Genomic DNA, 17,425 nt, shown 5'->3' with positions numbered 1-17,425 from the left:
CATGATCACGCGACTGCATTCCGACGACCGCATGAGCCAGGCGGTCATTCATGGCGACACCATCTGGCTGGCCGGTCAGGTCGGCGAGCCGGGCGAGGACGTCGTCGCCCAGACCCGCACCGCCCTGAGGGAAATCGACAGCCTTCTGGCCGAGGCGGGCAGCAGCAAGTCGAAGATCGTGTCCGCCACCATCTGGCTGGCCGACATCAACGACTTCGAGGCGATGAACAGCGTCTGGGACAAGTGGATCGATCCCGCCAATCCGCCGGCCCGCGCCACGGGCGAATCTCGCCTCGCCGCTCCGGAATACCGGGTCGAGATCATCGTGGTGGCGGCGCGCTGACGCGCGTCAGCCGCGCGCGAAATAGGTCAGGATCACCCGCTCATAGGCGACGGCGAGGGCTTCCAGCTCCGCCGTCGGCACGCGCTCGTCGATCTGGTGCATGGTCTGGCCGACGAGGCCCAGCTCCAGCACCGGGCACATGGCGCGGATGAAGCGCGCGTCCGAGGTGCCGCCGGTGGTCGAGGCGACCGGGCGGCGGCCCGTGGCCGCCTCCACCGCGTCCTGCACCGCCATCACGAACGGGCCCGGCTCGGTCAGGAAGGCGTTGCCCGAGCACAGGTGCTCCAGGCTGATCTGCAGTCCGCTCTCGGCCTGGACCTCGCCCGCCGTCGCGTTCAGCCAGGCGATCAGGTCGTCACCGGTATGGGTCGGGTTGAAGCGGATGTTCAGCCGCGCCTTCGCCTCGGCCGGGATGATGTTGGTCGCCGGATTGCCGATGTCGATGGTGGTGATCTCCAGGTTCGACGGCGGGAACTCCGGATAGCCTTCGTCGAGCACATGGGCGTCCAGCCGCGCCAGCAGCTTGGCCATCACCGGGGCCGGATTGGCGGCTCGCTCGGGATAGGCCACGTGGCCCTGCTTGCCGTGCACCGTGATCCAGGTGTTCAGCGAGCCGCGCCGGCCGACCTTGATCATATCGCCCAGCGCCTGGGACGACGACGGCTCGCCGACCACGCAGGCGTCGATCAGTTCACCTTCGGCCATCAGGGCCTCGACCACCCTCTTGGTGCCGTGCAGGGCCGGGCCTTCCTCGTCGCCGGTGATCAGGAAGCTGAGCGAGCCGGGCACGTCGCCTTCGGACAACACCTTGGACACCGCCGCGACCCAGGCGGCGATGCCGCCCTTCATGTCGACCGCGCCGCGTCCGTACAGCACCCCGTCCTTCACCTCGGCCGCGAACGGGCCCGAGGACCAGGCTTCGGTCGCCCCGGTCGGCACCACGTCGGTGTGGCCCGCGAAGCAGAGGTTGGGCGAGGCCGTCCCCCGGCGCGCATACAGATTCTCGATGTCCTCGAACTTCATCCGGCGGCAGGCGAAGCCGAGGCCGGTCAGGGCCCGCTCCAGCACATCCATCGCCCCTTCGTCGGCCGGGGTGACCGACGGAATCCGGATCAGGTCGCGGGTCAGTTCGACAGGATCGATAACGGGATGTGATGCGGCGCTCATGGACCTGTGCTTTACGGGGTTCGGACGATTGCGAGAAGGCTCCCCCCATGCCGAAGATCGACATCGACAACGCGCCCACCGGCCACGGCACCGGCTATCCCGACGAATTCGCCGGCCCCTGCCTGCCGCGCCGCCGCTGGAAGCTGGGCGACGCCGTCGGCCTGGACCAGTTCGGGGTCAACCTGTTGCGGCTTCCGGCCGGCGCCTGGTCCAGCCAGCGGCACTGGCATGAGGGCGAGGACGAATTCGTCTGGGTCGTGTCGGGAGAGGTGGTCCTGATCGAGGACGAGGGCGAGACGACCCTGCGTTCCGGCGACTGCGCGGGGTTCAAGGCGGGCGTCCCGAATGGCCACAAGATCGAGAACCGGTCCGGCGAGGAGGCGGTCCTGCTGGAAGTGGGCACGCGCACGCCGGGCGGCGATTGCGGCGACTATCCCGACATCGACATGGTCTTTCGCCAGGCCGGCTATTTCCATCGCGACGGAACCCCCTATCCGAAAGTTGATCGCCGCACGTGACCGTTGAAAGCCTCGACGCCGGCTCGCCCACGCCGCCGGTCCCGCCCCCGCCGCCTGAAGGGCCCGCCAGTCCGTGGGGCATCCGCGACTTCCGTCTGCTGTGGTTCGGCCGCGTCGTCGCCGTCCTGGGCATCCAGATCCAGTCCTCGGCCCTGCTGTGGCAGGTCTATGAGATCGCCCGGCGCGACCATCCGGTGGCCGAGGCCAGCCTGTATCTGGGCCTCGTCGGCCTGTGTCAGTTCCTGCCGCTGTTGGCCTTCACCCTGCCCGCCGGGGCCATGGCCGACCGCCGCGACCGCAAGACGACCGTGTGGATCTCCATCCTGGTCGAGGCGTCGTGCGCCGCCGCCTTCCTGGCCATGGCCATCCACGGATCGCCGCCGCTGTGGGGGTTGTTGGCCGTCGCCGCCGTGTTCGGCGCGGCGCGCGCCTTCCTGGCTCCGGCCAGCCAGGCCTTCCTGCCCATGGTGGTCGGCCGCCGGGCCTTGCCGCCGGCCATCGCGGCCCAGTCCATCGCCTTCCAGACCGGCGCCATCGCCGGCCCGGCGCTGGGCGGAGTGATCGTCGGGGTGAATGTGCCGCTGGCCTACGCGGTGTCGCTAGGCATGTTCCTGCTGGCCGTCGCGGCCTTTATTCTGATCAAGACCGGCGGCAAGCCCGCGCCGGTCGAGGGCAAGCTGTCGCCGCTGGAGTCGGTGAAGGAAGGGCTGGCCTATGTCTGGCAGACCAAGATCGTGTTGGGCGCCATCTCGCTGGACCTCGTCGTCGTTCTGCTGGCCGGCGTGGCCCTGCTGACCCCCATCTTCGCGCGCGATATCCTGCATGTCGGCCCCGAGGGCTTCGGCCTGCTGCGCGCCTCGTTCGGCGTCGGCGCCATGGCCGTGGCCATCTATCTGAGCCGCTACCCCATCGTGAAGCATGGCGGCCGCTGGATGTTCGCGGCGGTGGCGGTGTTCGGCCTGTGCACCCTGACCTTCGGCCTATCCAAGATCGTCTGGCTGTCGGGTCTGGCCCTGTTCATCGGCGGCGGGGCGGACATGATCAGCGTCAACATCCGCCAGACCCTGATCCAGCTGGCCACCCCCGACCACATGCGCGGCCGGGTCAGTTCGGTCTCCATGCTGTTCATCGGCGCCTCGAACGAACTGGGCGAGGCCTACTCCGGCTTGATGGTGCGCATTCTCGGCGCGGTCGGCGCGGCCTGCTTCGGCGGCGTCGGGGCGCTCGTCGCCACCGGCGCCTGGGCGGCGATGTTCCCGGGGCTGAGGAAGGCGGACAAGCTCTCGTAGGGACTAGGGGCTGGGGAAAGCAGGATCACCTGGCCCCCAAAACCTGGACCCTAGTCCCTTCTCACCCCCAGGGTCGGAAGTGTTTCGACAGCTTCAGCCCCTGCCTCTGATAGTGGCTGCCGCCTTCGCCATAGAGGCGCGAGGGGCGTTCGGTCAGGGGCTCATACACCAGTCGGGCGACGATCTGGCCGTGCTCCAGCAGGAACGGCGTGTCGTGGGTGCGCACTTCCAGCACGCCTTTGGACCCCGCCCCATGCGCCTCGTCCGTGCCGAAGCCCGGATCGAAGAAGCCGGCGTAGTGGACGCGGAACTCGCCCACCGACGGATCGATAGGGGTCATCTCGGCGGCCTGGTCGACGGGGATCTCCACGTCGTCCGACGAGGCCAGGATGTAGAACTCGCCCGGATCCAGCAGCAGTTCGCCCCGGCGCAGGGTCAGCGGCTCCCAGAAGTCGCGCGGGTCGTGGCCGTCGATGTTGTCCAGGTCGACCACCCCGGCGTGACGGCGGCCGCGGAAGCCGACGATGCCGTTCTCGCCGCCCGACAGCTCGACCCCGACCGAGCGGGTCTCCAGCTTGGGCGGCTCGCCGGCCTTCAGGCGCAGTTGGTTCAGGCGCGTGCCCGGGCGCACCAGGATGGAGAAGGTCTGGGGCGCGATCTCGAGATACAGCGGACCCTCATAGCCCTCGTCCACGTCGTCGAAGCTGCCGCCACGATCGGTCAGCAGGCGCACGAAGACGTCGACGCGGCCGGTCGAGCTCTTGGGATTGGCGCGCGCGATCAGGCCCTTGGGCAGACTCAGCCGCTCCTGCAGCTTGGCGATATAGACGCAGCCCTTTTCCAGCACATAGCCGGCGGACAGGTCGATGGTGTGCATGGCCACGTCGGCGATGCGGTCCTCGACCTTGCGCTGGCCGGGCAGGAAGGAGGCGCGCACGCGCCAGGCCACGGACGACAGGCGCAGATCCAGGCTGGCCGGCTGCACCTGATCGGCGTCGAAGGGGGTGTCCGAGGCGATCGCGCCGCCGGCGATCAGGGCTTCGATGGACTGGGCCGGCAGGATGCCGGGACGGGGAGCGATGAATGACGTCATGCCTTCCGCTTACACGAATTTGCGGCCTGTCTCTCCCGTCTCGTCAGTCATGTGAGCACGGTTACGCTTGACGCGCGTCAGGGTTCGGGGACCATGCATTCATGCACGACCGCCCCGCCTACGAAGCTGAAACCGAAGGCATCGTGGTGCGGGTCCGACCCAGTTTTCTGGCGGGCCAGTCGGACCCCGTCGCGGGCCGTTGGGTCTGGGCCTATCAGGTCGAGATCGTGAACCTGTCGCCCTCGCCAGTGCAGCTGGTGGCGCGCCGTTGGCTGATCACGGACGCGCGCGGCCACACCGAGGAGGTGCGCGGTCCCGGCGTGGTCGGCGAACAGCCGACGATCCAGCCGGGCGACAGCTATTCCTACGCCTCTGGCTGTCCGCTGGGCACGCCGTCGGGCTCCATGGTCGGCGGCTATTCCATGGTCGATGACCTCGGCCGCATGTTCGAGGCCGCCATCCCCGCCTTCAGCCTGGATGTGCCGGGGGAGCGGCGGGTGCTGAACTAGGCGCCGCCCGAGCGAACAGCTCCTGGGTGAGGTCGCGCACCAGATCCGCGACATGGACGATGGCCGGGTCGTGGGCCCGCCGCCGGTGCCAGGCCAGGTGCAGCGGGAACCCTTCCACCGGGATCGGCGGAGGAAAGAAGGTGAGGCCATGCGCGTGGCCCAGCGTGGCCGCCACGCCGCTGGGCAGCATGGAGATCAGATCCGTCGCCGCCAGCAGCGGCGGGACCAGGGCGAAACCGGGGACGGTGACCGCCACCCGCCGCACCCGGTCCAGCCGAGCGAGGGCGGCGTCCAGCGCGCCCCGCGTCTGGCCGGTCCCGGAGACCAGCACGTGCGGCCAGGCCAGCCAGCGGTCGAGGTCGAAGTCCCGGGCGACGGGATGGTCGCGCCGCATGGCCACGACATAGGTCTGTTCCCCCAGCAGCTCGCGGCGGAAGTCCGGCTCCACGCGGGGGAAGACCGACAGCGCCAGATCCGCGTCGCCCCGCTCCAGCGCTTCCAGAGCATTCTCCGAACTGCGCCAGCTCTCGAAGACGAGGTCTATGCCCGGAGCCGTCTCCCACAGCCGGGCCATGAGCGGCGGCGCCAGGAAGCCGGCGGTGAAATCATCGACGACGAAGCGGACGGTCTGGCGCAATTGGTCCAGCGGGATGTCGACCGGCGCCAGCAGGTCCCGCGTCTCTTCCAGCACTGCCCGCAACGGCGCCCGCAACGCCTCGGCGCGATGAGTCAGCCGCATGCCCGCCCCGCTGCGCTCCAGCAGGGGATCGCCGAACAGGGCGCGGCAACGGTCCAGCGCGCTGGACGTCGCCGGCTGCGACAGGCCCAGCCGCACCGCCGCACGCGTGACGTGGGCCTCGTCCAGCAGGGCGTCGAGGATCACCAGCAGATTGAGGTCGACCGAGCGAAGATGCATCAGACGAATAGTCCATGATATGATCTATCCATTGGATTGATCATTCTCTCACGGACACCTTGCCGTCAACCACGGAGGTGTTCCCGATGACCCAGACCCTGATCCTGCTGTTCCACCCTGATATCGCCAACTCGCGCGCCAACGCCGCGCTGGTCGAGGCCGCGGCCCGTCTGCCCGGCGTCGAGGTCGCCGACCTGCACGCCCTCTATCCGGACGGGGTGATCGATGACGACGTCGAGGTGGCCCGGCTGCTCGCCGCCGACCGGATCGTGCTGCAGTTTCCGTTGCAGTGGTATTCGACCCCGCCGCTGCTCAAGGCCTGGCAGGACCGGATCCTGACCCGGATGTTCTACATCGACTACGAGGCCGAGGGACGTCGCCTGGAGGGCCGGCCGATCATGGTCGCCGTCACCGCCGGCAATACCGCCCAAGCCTATGCGTCCGGCGGTCGCAACCTTTACCCTCTGACCGATCTGCTGCGGCCCCTGGAGGTCACGGCCAATCGTTGCGGCCTGCCGTGGGCCGAGCCCTTCATCGTGTTCGAAGCCAACAAGCTGGAGACCACCGCTCTGGCGGAGGCCGGACGCCGCTTCGTTTCCCGGTTGAAGGACTGGGGCCGGTCGGCCCCGGCGCCGTCCGGCCCGGTCGCCGCGCCGCTCCGTCCGCGCGACAGGCCGGTCCCGGCGTCGCTGGCCATCGCGGCCCTGATGCTGCCGGTCATCGTGATCGCGGAGATGGTTCTGGCGGCCCTGTCGTGGTCGTCGGGCGAGGGGCCGTGGAGCTGGCATCTGATGGCTGGCGCGGCCTTGCTCGCGCCGATCGGTTGGATCTTCTTCAGCGCTCTGGGGCAGGCGTCCGCCAGGCCGCCGCGTCCGTGGGCGGTGCTGCTGGCCGGGACGGGCCTGATGCACGCCTTCGTCTCGGGGCCGGGCGTCGGACGCGCGGCGACGGGCGGGCTGATCGCCCTGATCGGCGTCGTGCTGCTGGCGAAGATCGGAAAGCGCCGTCGGCGGCTGGCCCGGATAGCGGGACCGGTCATCGCCTCGGTCTGAGAGGGAGGGTGAGGGGCTGCGTCAACCCGGATAACCGCAGCCCCGCCCCCTGCTCCATCGCCACGGCGGGCGCGGCGTCGGAGCGGACGGCGGCCCCTCTAGGGGCCATTCGTGACAGCCATGTGGCTGGATAAGAAAAAGGCGGCCCGCCGGGTGGAGCGAGCCGCCTTGGTCAGGTCAATGCGACCTAGATATAGCGGCGCAGGCTGCGGGCCAGTTCGCTGGCGCCGTCCTTGCCGCCCTTGCGGACCTGCGGCTGGTAGGCGACGCGGGCGTGCTCCATGCAGTAGACGCCTTCCGAGGCGCGACGGCCGCAGAAGCTGAACTCGGTCGAGGACGGGTCGCCGATCGGCCATTTGCACATGTGGGCGCCCAGGGTCATGACCGTGGCGGTGCCGGGCAGGTCGGGGATCGGCGCCGGGGTCGGGGCGACCGGAACGGCGACGCGGGGCTGGGCGGCCTCGATGCGGCGCGGGGCCGACGGCGCCTGGGTCGGTTGCGCGGCGGGGCGCGGACGCGACGGGCGGAAGGTGGCGCGGGCCGGTTGCGACGGCGCGGCGCGGCCCGACAGGCCCAGACGGTGCACCTTGCCGATCACGGCGTTGCGGGTCACGCCGCCGCCCAGTTGCTTGGCGATCTGACTGGCCGACTGGCCTTCCAGCCACAGCTTCTTCAGTGCGCCGACGCGGTCTTCGGTCCAGCCTGCGGTCATGATCGCCTCCGGGGATTCAACATATGGGGTCGAACCGCCCCCTCGGGGGTCCTGACCTACTCCTAATCGTAAACCACCTGTTAAAAGGCGCAATATGTGGGAATTGGTCCGTCCACAGGAACCACATCTAGTATGGTTAAGGCGGGTCACATGGCTGGGACCTCTCCCGCCCCTTGCGCAGCCGTCCGCGCGGGCGCATCTGCGCGCCCATGACCGATCTCGCCTCCACGCGCCCGTCCGGGCTCCCGCAGCCGCGCCGCTACAACGGCGTCAACTGGGAAGGGGTGAAGACCCTGTATCTCAAGGAGGTTCGGCGCTTCTGGAAGGTCGGGGCCCAGACCGTGGCCGCGCCCGTGGTCACGACCCTGCTCTACATGCTGGTCTTCGTGGTCGCGCTGAAGGGGTCGCGCCCGCCGATCGACGGCACGCCCTTCGCCGAATTCGTCGCTCCCGGCCTGATCATGATGGCGATCCTGAACAACGCCTTCGCCAACGCCTCGTCCAGCCTGATCCAGGCCAAGATCATGGGCACGGCGACCGACTTCCTGACCCCGCCGCTCAGCCCGCTGGAACTGACCATCGGCTTCTCGCTGGGCGCCGCGACGCGCGGCATCGCCGTGGGCCTCGTGACCGCCATCTGCGTGCTGCCGTTCGCCAAGCTGGGCGTCACCAACATCTTCGCGATCCTGTGGTTCGGCCTGACCGCCTCGCTGCTGATGGGCATGCTGGGCGTCTTCGCCGGCCTGTGGGCCGAGAAGTTCGATCAGCTGGCGGCGGTCCAGAACTTCCTGATCATGCCGATGACCTTCCTGTCCGGCACCTTCTATCTGGTCGACAACCTGCCCGAGCCGTTCGCCACCATCAGCCACTGGAACCCGATCTTCTACATGATCGACGGCTTCCGCTTCGGCTTCATCGGCCACGCCGAGGGCAACCTCTGGATCGGGGTCGCCATGAGCGCGGTGCTGACCCTGATCATGTCGTACGCCTGCTGGCGCGTGTTCAAGTCGGGCTGGCGGCTGAAGAGCTGAGCCCTAGACCATTTTTGCTTCAGGTCGGATCGACCTGAATCCAAAAAATGGTCCAGCATCAATCTGGAGCGAAATCTGAGCCGAGTTGGACTGCGTCCAACCCAACCGATTTCGCTCTAGGGCGCGGCGGCGCTCAGGCCGAAATCGGCGCCGCGCATCCGGTTGGCGCAGACCACGTCCGGCGCCGCGTCCGGATCGCGGAAGAAGGCGACCGCCATCATGCCGCCGCAGCGGTTGAAGCTGGCGCCGTGGCTCAGGCCGGGCATCGACACGAAGGTCGCCTTGGGCATCTGCGCCAGCAGCCGGCGGCCCCAGTCCGGCGGCGTGCTCGGATCGAACTCGCCGGCGAAGATCAGGGTCGGGATGTCGGACGTCACCGGGGTGTTCTCGATCGCTTCGGCCGGCGCGACGTTCCAGGCCCGGCACATGGCGACGGAGGCGGCGCGGGAATCGGCCCCGCCCAGGCCCCGATCGGCGGCGACCTGGGCCTCGATCCGCTCCGGCGCCTCGAACGGGGCCTCCTCCGAGCACCAGACCGACAATCGCAGCCCCCAGGTGAAGCCGGACGGCCCCTGGGCGCGGGCGATCCATCCGGCCAGCTCCTCCGGTTTCCCATCGGCGGCCGACCCGACGGCGCGGGGGATCAACGGGATCAGCCGGGGATCCTGCAACGCGAGACCCACGCCGGTCACCGCATCGATCTCGCCGCGCGCGACCAGGGCGCGAAAATCCTCGCGGGCGTCGGGCCAGGCGGCGCTGCAGGCGGGATCGATCGCGCAGTTGTCGAAGACCGCGTTCAGGCTGCGCCAGGTATTGGCCGTCGCGGCCTCGTCGTAGTTGACCTCGGGCGGCAGAACGGAGTCCAGCACCATGGCCCGCACCGAGCCCGGATGCCGCCGCGCGACCGTCAGCGCCAGACGCGTGCCGTAGGACAGGGCGTAGAGGTTGACCTTGTCATAGCCGAGCGCGACCCGCAGGGCCTCGATGTCGTCCGCTGTCTCTGCGGAGTTGTAGCCGTCCAGATCGGCGCCGCCCGCGACCAGCGTCGCCCGGCAGGTCGCGGCTGCGGCCGTCAGCCTGGCGTCAGCCTCCGCGCCGCGGAGGCGGTCGGCGGTGATCTGGCCTTTCAGCGCATTGATCTGCGGGCACTCCAGCGCGGGCTGGGCCAGCTTGGCGCCGCGCGGCTCCAGGACCACCTGGTCGCGCAGCTCCAGGAAGGGATTGCTCCGCCCCGACCTCTGGCCGGAGAGCGCGCTGTTCCCCGGCCCACCGGTCAGGAAGACCACCGGATCATTGGCGGGCGTCTCGGCGCGGCTGCGAAAGATCAGAACGGGCAGGCGGATCATCCGGCTGTCGACCCGCTCGCGGTTCTCGGGCACGACCAGCACGCCGCAGTCGATGCGCTCGTCGGTCGCGACCTCGACCGCGCAGGGGCCGGGCTCGAAGCGCGAGCGCTCGGCCACCGTCTGCGCCGTCGTCGACGTCGCGATCGCCAAGGCCGCAGCCCCCGTCGCCATGACCAAGCTCGTCTTCATCCGCACCTCCCGCTCTGGATGGCACAGTTCGATGGCGGGGCGGTCAGGGCAACTTAAGGATCGGTAAGCCGTCCGTTGCGCGACTGAACCTTCCCGTCGGGCCTGGCGTGGGATAGCCATATGCTGCTGTTTTCGGGGAGCCGGCGGGATGATCACCATCAAGGGCGTTACGCCCACTGCGCGGGAGCTGCGACCAATCACCCGAGGCTGGGGAGGCTTGCACTGGTGGTGCATGGCGCTGACGCTGCTGCCGTTCCTCGGTCTATGGGCCGCAGTCATAACCGTCGCGGGGATGGCGCCCTGGTATGACGAACTGTGCCGGGCCGTCGGGATCATCTTGGTGGCGACGGCGGTGATCTGGTTCGCCGTTCGCGTGCTGGTCAATCGGTTCACGCTACGGGCGGCGCGCTCCGCCCCCGGCGGCGGGCTGCTCAGTGATTGGCGCTTTGACGAAACGGGCGTGAGTTTCCAAACGCCTGTCGCGACGTCGCAGCTAAACTGGACCGGGATCAAGGCGGTGCGTGAAGAGCGCGACCGCTTCGTTCTCCTTCTGACCCCTCAGAGCAATCCGGTCCTGCCGAAGCGTCATCTGTCCGACGCCCAGATGGAAGCCCTTCGCACCCTTATCGCCGAGGTCACCGCGTCAGGCCGTCTCGGTCGCGGTGTTGACTAACCCCGGCGCGCGTCCGACAAGGCCAGACCCTTTTTACCGGCTCCGTCGCGCCTCGCGACGGGGCCGTATCGCTTTTGGAGGTCCAGTCCCGTGTCCCAAGAACATCTGATGGGTGTCTACAACCGTGCGCCGCTGGAAGTGGAGCGTGGTCTGGGCGCGCGTCTCTGGTCGACGGACGGCACGGAATACCTGGACTGCGTCGCCGGCATCTCGACCAACGGCCTGGGCCATGCCCACCCCAAGCTGGTCGCCGCCGTCACCGAACAGGCCGGCAAGCTGTGGCACGTCTCCAACATCTTCCGCATCCCGGGCCAGGAAGCCCTGGCTGACGACCTGTGCGCCAAGTCGTTCGCCGACGTGGTCTTCTTCACCAACTCGGGCACCGAGGCGGTCGAATGCGCGCTGAAGACGGCGCGCAAGCATCACGTCGCCAACGGGAACCCTGAGCGGATCGACATCTACGGCTTCGACGGCTCGTTCCACGGCCGCACCTACGGCGCGATCAACGCCGCCGCCAACCCGTCCTACACCGAAGGCTTCGGCCCCAAGATGGAGGGCTTCCACCAGCTGGTGTGGGGCGACAAGGATGCGCTGAAGGCGGCGTTCGAGAACCCGACCACGGCCGCGATCATCCTGGAGCCGGTGCAGGGCGAGGGCGGCTGCCGTTCGACCCCGGACGAGGACCTGCGCTGGATGCGCGAGATGGCCGACGCCAACGGCGTGCTGATCATCTTCGACGAGGTCCAGTGCGGCATGGGCCGGACCGGCAAGCTGTGGGCCCACGAATGGGCCGGCATGACCCCGGACATCATGGCCATCGCCAAGGCCCTGGGCGGCGGCTTCCCGATCGGCGCCTGTCTTGCCACGGCCAACGCGGCCAAGGGCATGACCGTCGGCGTGCACGGCTCGACCTTCGGCGGCAACCCGCTGGCCATGGCCGTCGGCCAGGCGGCCTTCGGCGAACTGTCCAAGCCCGAGACCCTGGCCCACGTCAACGAGATCGCCGGCTACCTGAAGCAACAGCTGCACGGCCTGAAGGAACGCTTCCCGGACGTCATCGTCGATGTGCGCGGCAAGGGCCTGCTGATCGGCGTCAAACTGGTCCCGAACAACCGTGAATTCATGGGCTGGGCCCGCGACGAGCAGCGCCTGCTGGTCGCTGGCGGCGGGGACAACTGCGTGCGCATCCTGCCGCCGCTGGTCCTGACGCTCGAAGAGGCCCGCGAGGCCGTCGAACGCTTCGAGAAGACCTGCGAATTCGCGCGGACCAAGCTGGCCTGAGGCCCTGACAGATCTGGAGGGGCCGATGGTCCGTCACTTCCTCGACATCTATCGGCTCGAAGCCGAAGAGCTGCGCGCCATCCTGGATGACGCCCACGCCCGCAAACAGGCGCGCAAGGGCTGGCCGCAGGGCCGCGTCGACGCCGACGCGCCGGCCAGGGACCGCGTCCTGGCCATGGTGTTCGAGAAAAACTCGACCCGCACCCGCTTCAGCTTCGACGCCGCCATCCGCCAGCTGGGCGGTTCGGGCATCATCGCCAACGCCGGCGACATGCAGCTGGGGCGCGGCGAGCCGGTCGAGGACACGGCCAAGGTGCTGTCGCGCATGGTCGACGCCGTGATGATCCGCGCCAACAGCCATGAGGACGTCGAGCGCTTCGCCCGCGTGGCGACCGTGCCGGTGATCAATGGCCTGACCGACCGTTCGCACCCCTGCCAGATCCTGGCCGACCTGCTGACCATCGAGGAGCACCTCGGGCCGGTTGCGGGCAAGACGATCGCCTGGGTCGGCGACGGCAACAACGTCTGCCACAGCTTCATGCATGCGGCGCCCAAGTTCGGCTTCCGCCTGCAGGTCGCCTGTCCGGCCGAGTACCATCCCGACCTGCACGACCTCGCCCGCGGCGGCGACAATGTCCTGCTGACCTCGGACCCGCGCGAAGCCGTCGCCGGCGCCGACGTGGTGGTCACCGACACCTGGGTGTCGATGGGCGATCAGGACTACGAGGCCCGCCTGGAAGCCTTCGACGGCTACGGCGTCGACGACGCCCTGATGAGTCTGGCCCAGCCCGACGCGGTCTTCCTGCACTGCCTCCCCGCCCACCGCGGGGAAGAGGTGACCGACGCCGTCATCGACGGTCCGAAGTCGCTGGTCTGGGACGAGGCCGAGAACCGCATCCACGCCCAGAAGGCGGTGCTGGCCTGGTGTTTCGCGGGCTAGGGCCGCGCGGTCTCCGCCTGCGTCAACAGTTCCCGTCCGCGGGCGGTCGTCAGTCGGCCCAGGTCATGTATCGCCAGTCCGCCGTTTCGGCTCCCGCCGATGACGATCAGTTCGTCGCCGGCGCGAGTGTCCAGAAGTTCGGCGTCATAGTCCGCGCGCGGATGGCACCAACCGGTGATGACGTCCGGGGAGGCGTTGGCCTCCTCGACATCCCGTGACGGCCCTTCAATCCGGCGTCGTACTCGCAGGGTCGCCCGTACGCCGCTGAAAACGCCCTCGTGCCTTTCCAGAGATTCAATCGTCGCGGTGAAGGCCACCGGCGCGTCGGCGCGCCAGGGAATCCGGCACGCCGACGCCGGGGCGGCGACACACAGGGCGGCGGCGGCGGCGGGGATCAGCAGGGCGGGCTTCATCTGAACCTCCTCGGTTGGAGTCAGGCTATCCCGCTCCGCCGAGGCGGCCCGCCGTCGAAACCTGACGGAACCCTATTGCAGGTTCACGTCCGCCACGCCGCCCGCGTCGGGGACGGTCTTGGTGATGTTGGCCTTGGCGACCTCGTAGGCGAATTTGAAGAAGCCGCCCTCGTTGACCCAGACGCGGCCGTCGTCGGCGTCGAAGCGCAGGAGGGTCAGCCGCGGGTCGTCCTTCCCCTGCGGATACCAGGCGGCCAGCACCGGGTTCCAGTAGCGGTCGATGATTTCCCGGTTCGCGCCGGGCGCCGACAGTTCGCCATGGATGCAGGCCCAGACGTTCTGGTCCTTGGACCCATAGTGGAACATCGCGCTCTGCCCCCCGGGCAGGCTCGCGTCCTTCGCCAGGTCGGTGTCGTCGCGCGTGAAGAACCAGATCGTCCCGGTCTCATCCTCGCGGAAGGCGGTCATCGGCTGGGCGTGGTAGCCCGGCTGGTCCAGACCGAGCAGGCCGGTGTTGGACGTCTTCAGGTTGTCCCAGAAACGCTCTTCGGCTTCGGCGGCGGTGAGGGTCTTGTCGCTCATGGCGGTCTCTCCTGATCTCGGGATGGATCAGGAAAGCGCGCGCCCGCACTGGGCGTTCCCCGGTCAGTAAGTCCGCTGCGGCACGCCCAACAGGGCTCCGACATGGATCAGCAGGACGAAGATCGCCGCGCCGCCCAGCACCATGATGAAGCGCCACGGCGCCATCCGCACGCTCTGGGTCGGATCCCAAGGGCGCGCGCCTCTCCAGCCCGCGAAGACGGTGATCGCCAGGGTCGCGGCGATCAGGGCCAGGGTGGAGGTCATGTCCATCCGCGCCACGTGGACCGCCGAACGGCCCCGCGCAAGGGCTCGAGTCCTTGCCGGGAAGTTAATCTTCATCGTCCGTTAACCACGTTAAGGCCATCTATCCGGTCGGTGTGCGGGCTTTCCACAGGAAGATGGCGGCGCCCCTACATCTTGGGGTTAACGGCACGTTTACACCCCTGATCTGGCGCACTAGCGTCCAGCCAAAGGTCGGGAGGCGAATCAGTGAGCGCAGCCGCGCCGTGGAGCGTGAAGGGGATAGACCCCAAGGCTCGCGAGATCGCCAAGGACCTTGCGCGCCGCTCCGGCATGACGCTCGGTGAGTGGCTGAACTCGATGATCATGGAAGACGGCGACGAGGACGAGGGCTACACGCCCCTGCCGCGCCGTCCCCACGCCGCCGAAATCTTCGATCGCCGCGGCCGCAGCCGCCGGCTGGACGACGCCTATGCGGGCGATGACGTCGGTCATCGCCTGAGCGCCTCGGTCGACGCCATCGCCGCCCGCCTCGAAGCCGCCGAGCGCCGCTCGACCGTCGCCATCCAGGGCGTCGATCAGGCCGTCGCTGGTCTGGTGCGCCGTCTCGAGGCCGCCGATCAGGACGGTCGCCAGTACGGCCGACGCATCGACGACATCTCCGAGGAATTGCGCGAAGGCCACCGCCGCCTGCGCAAGTTCGAACAGGAAGTCGGGCCCAAGACCGCCGAGACCTTCGGCAAGGTCGAGACCGGTCTCGGCGCCCTGGCGGGCCGCCTGTACGACATCGAGGAGCGCCAGCGTTCCGGCGTCAACGAACTGCGCCAGCGCATGGACGCGGTTGAGAAGCTGGCCGGTCCCGGCGCCGGTTCGGACCTGCTGGCCCAGGTCGGTGCGCGGCTGGATCAAGCCCAGGCCCGGACCACCGACGCCCTGCGCGGTCTCGAACGCTCCTTCGCTCATCTCGATCAGCGGCTGCGCGCCGCCGAGAGCCGCGTCGAGCCCGAGGGAGTCCGCGAGGCCGCCCGCTTCGAGAAGCTGGCCGAGACCCTGAGCCGTCAGGTCGAGTCCAACCGCACCGAGATGATGCGCCGCCTCGACACCGCTGAGGCCGACAACCGCATGGACCGCATCGAGCGGGCCGTGATGGCGCTGGGCGAACAGCTCAAGACCTCCGAGACCCGCTCCGCCGGCGCCGTCGAGGCCATGGGCCGCGAAGTCCTGCGCATCGCCGAGAACCTGAACGGCCGCGTCGGCAAGATCGAGAACGACGCCCCCGCCCGCTTCGAGAAGCTGGGCGAGGCCCTGGGCCGCAAGGTCGAGGGCGACATGGGCCGTCTGGCCCAGGGTCTGGAGCAACGCCTCACCGCCGCTGACGACCGTCATGCCCTGGCGTTGGAGAAGCTGGGTGGCGAGATCACCCGCATCTCGGACCGCCTGAGCGAACGCATCGCCCAGTCCGAGCGCCGTTCACAGCAGGCGCTGGAAGACATCAGCCGCCGTCTTGCGGACAGCTCGAACAAGATCGAGCAGAGCTACGACCGCGCCTCGGGCGAACTGGCCGAGCGCATGCGCCTGTCGGAAGAGCGCACCGCCGCCCTGATCGCCGAAGCCCGGGACAACATCGAACGCCGCGCGGAGGCGCCGAAGCCCGCGCCGGTCGCCGCTCCGGCCATCGACGCTCAGCCCGACTGGCGCGCCGCCGCCTTCCCGGACGCGGCCTTCCCCGACGCCCCCTTCCAGGGCCAGACCTTCGAGGATCCGGACCCGGTCTATACCGAGCAGCAGGCCTGGTCGGCGGAACTGGCGCCGCCCGAGCCGGAACCGGCGCCGCAGGCCTTCGCCCCGGCGACGCCCGACCTGCATGACGATGCCGATGTCCTGACCGCCGACTCCGTCTTCGACGCGGTCATGCGCGGTCCGCGCACCGCGCCGGAGCCGGTCTCGACGCCGTTCGGCAGCCGGGAGGCGGTCGCCGCCCCGTTCACCGGCTCGCTCGCGCAAGAGCTGGACGCCGCGCCGCACACCCCGGTCTTCGCGCCGCCGCCCGCCGCGGCCTCGGCGCCCTTCGGCCACAGCTTCGGCGGCGCCGACGTGTCCGACGCCCTGGCCGCCACCGCGCCCGAGGGCTTTGACGCCGGACCGGACGACTTTGCCGGCGAGACAGACTTCGTCGATCCGCGCGCCCTGCGCGCCGCGGCGGCGCAAGGCCGCGCCGCCAACTCGACCCGTCAGGCCATCGACGCGGCCCGCGCCGCCATGGCCGAATCCGACACGCCGGCCCCGGCCCGTTCAGGCTTCGGCCTGAAGCGCGGCGGCAAGTCGCGCCTGCAGGAGCGACTGGACAAGCAGGCCTCGAAGGAAGGCGGCACGGTCCGCAAGGCGCTGGGCGCCTCCGCCGTCGCCGTTGTCCTGACCGCCACCGGCGCCGTGGCCTTCAGTGAACTGACCGACGCCGGCATCCACATTCCAGGTCTGCCGATTTCCGGTTCCGTCTCCGCCGGGGCCCCGCCGGTCGCGGCGCTCGCCACGACCGTGGTCGAGGCCACGCCCGCCGACCTGACCCGCGCCGCGGATATCTACCAGCAGGCGATCATCCAGCTGGACAGCGACAATCTCCAGGGCGTGGATCTGCTCAAACAGGCCGCCGGGCTCGGCTACGCCCCTGCCCAACTTCAGCTGGCGGGCCTGTATCAGGACGGCGGCAAGGGCGTGACGGTCGATCCGGTCGAGGCCCGCAACTGGATGAAGCGCGCCGCCCAGGCCGGCGACCCGCGCGGCATGCACGCCTACGGCATGTATCTGTTCCAGGGCGTCGGTGGATCGGTGAACACCACCGAGGCCATGAGGTGGTTGACCAAGGCGGCCGAGCTGGGTCTGGTCGACAGCCAGTTCAACATCGCCAAGTTGTACGAGACCGGCGAGGGCGGCGTCCGCACAGACCCGCTCCAGGCCTTCAAATGGTATCTGATCGCCTCGCGCGCCGGGGACGGCGACGCCCAGGCGGCGGTCGATCGTCTGCGGGCCACGCTGTCGGTCGCGGACCGCGGCAAGGCCCGGGCCGAGGCCGACCGCTTCACGGTCGAACCGGTCGCCTGACGCGATCGGATAACCTTTCGGGCGCATCGGGT

General features: G+C 69.3%; 18 protein-coding genes. 10 read left to right on the top strand and 8 right to left on the bottom strand.

Annotation, left to right across the window (positions count from 1 at the left end):
* Position 1 precedes the first annotated feature (1 nt).
* Complete coding sequence (locus tag AC1RRF_RS16695; RefSeq protein ID WP_492836576.1) at positions 2-343, top strand: RidA family protein; 342 nt, start codon at positions 2-4, stop codon at positions 341-343.
* 6 nt (positions 344-349) lie between these two features.
* Here AC1RRF_RS16695 and dapE read toward each other — a convergent pair whose 3' ends face one another.
* Positions 350-1,510, bottom strand: a complete 1,161-nt coding sequence (gene dapE / locus AC1RRF_RS16690; RefSeq protein ID WP_492836574.1) for a succinyl-diaminopimelate desuccinylase — start codon at positions 1,508-1,510, stop codon at positions 350-352.
* A 47-nt stretch (positions 1,511-1,557) separates the two neighbouring features.
* Here dapE and AC1RRF_RS16685 point away from each other — a divergent pair, with 47 nt between their 5' ends.
* Positions 1,558-2,028, top strand: a complete 471-nt coding sequence (locus tag AC1RRF_RS16685; RefSeq protein ID WP_492836572.1) for a cupin domain-containing protein — start codon at positions 1,558-1,560, stop codon at positions 2,026-2,028.
* A complete protein-coding gene (locus AC1RRF_RS16680; RefSeq protein ID WP_492836570.1) occupies positions 2,025-3,317 on the top strand; it encodes an MFS transporter in 1,293 nt (430 codons plus the stop codon). Before AC1RRF_RS16685 ends, AC1RRF_RS16680 begins: the two co-directional genes overlap by 4 nt.
* Before the next feature lie 61 nt (positions 3,318-3,378).
* Here the strand turns inward: AC1RRF_RS16680 and AC1RRF_RS16675 are convergent, their stop codons facing one another.
* Positions 3,379-4,410 carry a 2'-deoxycytidine 5'-triphosphate deaminase gene (locus AC1RRF_RS16675; RefSeq protein ID WP_492836568.1) on the bottom strand — a complete coding sequence of 344 codons (1,032 nt, stop codon included), beginning with the start codon at positions 4,408-4,410 and terminating at the stop codon, positions 3,379-3,381.
* A gap of 101 nt (positions 4,411-4,511) precedes the next feature.
* Here AC1RRF_RS16675 and apaG point away from each other — a divergent pair, with 101 nt between their 5' ends.
* Positions 4,512-4,919 (top strand): Co2+/Mg2+ efflux protein ApaG, encoded by a 408-nt coding sequence (gene apaG, locus AC1RRF_RS16670; RefSeq protein WP_492311715.1) that lies wholly within the window; start codon positions 4,512-4,514, stop codon positions 4,917-4,919.
* Here the strand turns inward: apaG and AC1RRF_RS16665 are convergent.
* Positions 4,879-5,835, bottom strand: coding sequence for a LysR family transcriptional regulator (locus AC1RRF_RS16665; protein ID WP_492836565.1), 957 nt, complete (start codon positions 5,833-5,835; stop codon positions 4,879-4,881). The genes apaG and AC1RRF_RS16665 overlap by 41 nt on opposite strands.
* A gap of 86 nt (positions 5,836-5,921) precedes the next feature.
* Between AC1RRF_RS16665 and AC1RRF_RS16660 the strand changes: the two genes are divergently transcribed.
* Positions 5,922-6,887: an NAD(P)H-dependent oxidoreductase gene (locus tag AC1RRF_RS16660; protein WP_492836563.1), complete on the top strand. Its 966-nt coding sequence runs from the start codon at positions 5,922-5,924 to the stop codon at positions 6,885-6,887.
* 187 nt (positions 6,888-7,074) lie between these two features.
* Here the strand turns inward: AC1RRF_RS16660 and gcrA are convergent, their stop codons facing one another.
* The gene (gene gcrA, locus AC1RRF_RS16655; protein WP_492836561.1) at positions 7,075-7,599 is read right to left on the bottom strand and encodes a cell cycle sigma 70 cofactor GcrA; all 525 of its coding nucleotides are present in this window, start codon (positions 7,597-7,599) and stop codon (positions 7,075-7,077) included.
* Positions 7,600-7,808: 209 nt separating this feature from the next.
* Here gcrA and AC1RRF_RS16650 point away from each other — a divergent pair, with 209 nt between their 5' ends.
* The gene (locus tag AC1RRF_RS16650; RefSeq protein WP_492836559.1) at positions 7,809-8,630 is read left to right on the top strand and encodes an ABC transporter permease; all 822 of its coding nucleotides are present in this window, start codon (positions 7,809-7,811) and stop codon (positions 8,628-8,630) included.
* A 116-nt stretch (positions 8,631-8,746) separates the two neighbouring features.
* Here AC1RRF_RS16650 and AC1RRF_RS16645 read toward each other — a convergent pair whose 3' ends face one another.
* Positions 8,747-10,165: an alpha/beta hydrolase gene (locus tag AC1RRF_RS16645; RefSeq protein WP_492836557.1), complete on the bottom strand. Its 1,419-nt coding sequence runs from the start codon at positions 10,163-10,165 to the stop codon at positions 8,747-8,749.
* 148 nt (positions 10,166-10,313) lie between these two features.
* On the opposite strand from AC1RRF_RS16645, the gene AC1RRF_RS16640 reads away from it, so the two are divergent.
* The 3 genes from AC1RRF_RS16640 to argF all read left to right on the top strand — a co-directional run bounded on the left by AC1RRF_RS16640 (position 10,314) and on the right by argF (position 13,059).
* The gene (locus AC1RRF_RS16640; RefSeq protein WP_492836555.1) at positions 10,314-10,838 is read left to right on the top strand and encodes a YcxB family protein; all 525 of its coding nucleotides are present in this window, start codon (positions 10,314-10,316) and stop codon (positions 10,836-10,838) included.
* A 108-nt stretch (positions 10,839-10,946) separates the two neighbouring features.
* On the top strand, positions 10,947-12,119 hold the full coding sequence (locus AC1RRF_RS16635) for an aspartate aminotransferase family protein (RefSeq protein ID WP_492312703.1): 1,173 nt from the start codon (positions 10,947-10,949) through the stop codon (positions 12,117-12,119).
* 25 nt (positions 12,120-12,144) lie between these two features.
* Positions 12,145-13,059: an ornithine carbamoyltransferase gene (gene argF / locus AC1RRF_RS16630; RefSeq protein ID WP_492836553.1), complete on the top strand. Its 915-nt coding sequence runs from the start codon at positions 12,145-12,147 to the stop codon at positions 13,057-13,059.
* Here argF and AC1RRF_RS16625 read toward each other — a convergent pair.
* The 3 genes from AC1RRF_RS16625 to AC1RRF_RS16615 all read right to left on the bottom strand — a co-directional run bounded on the left by AC1RRF_RS16625 (position 13,056) and on the right by AC1RRF_RS16615 (position 14,318).
* Complete coding sequence (locus tag AC1RRF_RS16625) at positions 13,056-13,472, bottom strand: hypothetical protein (protein ID WP_492836551.1); 417 nt, start codon at positions 13,470-13,472, stop codon at positions 13,056-13,058. The two genes, argF and AC1RRF_RS16625, sit on opposite strands and share 4 nt — an antisense overlap.
* 72 nt (positions 13,473-13,544) lie before the next feature.
* Positions 13,545-14,054 (bottom strand): pyridoxamine 5'-phosphate oxidase family protein, encoded by a 510-nt coding sequence (locus tag AC1RRF_RS16620; protein WP_492836549.1) that lies wholly within the window; start codon positions 14,052-14,054, stop codon positions 13,545-13,547.
* Between the two features lie 63 nt (positions 14,055-14,117).
* Positions 14,118-14,318 carry a hypothetical protein gene (locus AC1RRF_RS16615; protein WP_492836547.1) on the bottom strand — a complete coding sequence of 67 codons (201 nt, stop codon included), beginning with the start codon at positions 14,316-14,318 and terminating at the stop codon, positions 14,118-14,120.
* 225 nt (positions 14,319-14,543) lie between these two features.
* Here AC1RRF_RS16615 and AC1RRF_RS16610 point away from each other — a divergent pair, with 225 nt between their 5' ends.
* On the top strand, positions 14,544-17,393 hold the full coding sequence (locus tag AC1RRF_RS16610) for a tetratricopeptide repeat protein (protein WP_492836545.1): 2,850 nt from the start codon (positions 14,544-14,546) through the stop codon (positions 17,391-17,393).
* The last annotated feature ends 32 nt before the right edge of the window (positions 17,394-17,425 follow it).

This window comes from Brevundimonas sp. GW821-FHT12C05 (assembly GCF_058807475.1).
This window is presented reverse-complemented; position numbering and strand designations above follow the sequence as displayed.

Coding starts and splice junctions, on each gene's coding strand:
- AC1RRF_RS16695 (WP_492836576.1), top strand. CDS start 2: ATGATCACGCGACTGCATTCCGACGACCGCATGAGCCAGGCGGTCATT.
- dapE (WP_492836574.1), bottom strand. CDS start 1,510: ATGAGCGCCGCATCACATCCCGTTATCGATCCTGTCGAACTGACCCGC.
- AC1RRF_RS16685 (WP_492836572.1), top strand. CDS start 1,558: ATGCCGAAGATCGACATCGACAACGCGCCCACCGGCCACGGCACCGGC.
- AC1RRF_RS16675 (WP_492836568.1), bottom strand. CDS start 4,410: ATGACGTCATTCATCGCTCCCCGTCCCGGCATCCTGCCGGCCCAGTCC.
- apaG (WP_492311715.1), top strand. CDS start 4,512: ATGCACGACCGCCCCGCCTACGAAGCTGAAACCGAAGGCATCGTGGTG.
- AC1RRF_RS16665 (WP_492836565.1), bottom strand. CDS start 5,835: ATGCATCTTCGCTCGGTCGACCTCAATCTGCTGGTGATCCTCGACGCC.
- AC1RRF_RS16660 (WP_492836563.1), top strand. CDS start 5,922: ATGACCCAGACCCTGATCCTGCTGTTCCACCCTGATATCGCCAACTCG.
- gcrA (WP_492836561.1), bottom strand. CDS start 7,599: ATGACCGCAGGCTGGACCGAAGACCGCGTCGGCGCACTGAAGAAGCTG.
- AC1RRF_RS16650 (WP_492836559.1), top strand. CDS start 7,809: ATGACCGATCTCGCCTCCACGCGCCCGTCCGGGCTCCCGCAGCCGCGC.
- AC1RRF_RS16645 (WP_492836557.1), bottom strand. CDS start 10,165: ATGAAGACGAGCTTGGTCATGGCGACGGGGGCTGCGGCCTTGGCGATC.
- AC1RRF_RS16640 (WP_492836555.1), top strand. CDS start 10,314: ATGATCACCATCAAGGGCGTTACGCCCACTGCGCGGGAGCTGCGACCA.
- AC1RRF_RS16635 (WP_492312703.1), top strand. CDS start 10,947: ATGGGTGTCTACAACCGTGCGCCGCTGGAAGTGGAGCGTGGTCTGGGC.
- argF (WP_492836553.1), top strand. CDS start 12,145: ATGGTCCGTCACTTCCTCGACATCTATCGGCTCGAAGCCGAAGAGCTG.
- AC1RRF_RS16625 (WP_492836551.1), bottom strand. CDS start 13,472: ATGAAGCCCGCCCTGCTGATCCCCGCCGCCGCCGCCGCCCTGTGTGTC.
- AC1RRF_RS16620 (WP_492836549.1), bottom strand. CDS start 14,054: ATGAGCGACAAGACCCTCACCGCCGCCGAAGCCGAAGAGCGTTTCTGG.
- AC1RRF_RS16615 (WP_492836547.1), bottom strand. CDS start 14,318: ATGACCTCCACCCTGGCCCTGATCGCCGCGACCCTGGCGATCACCGTC.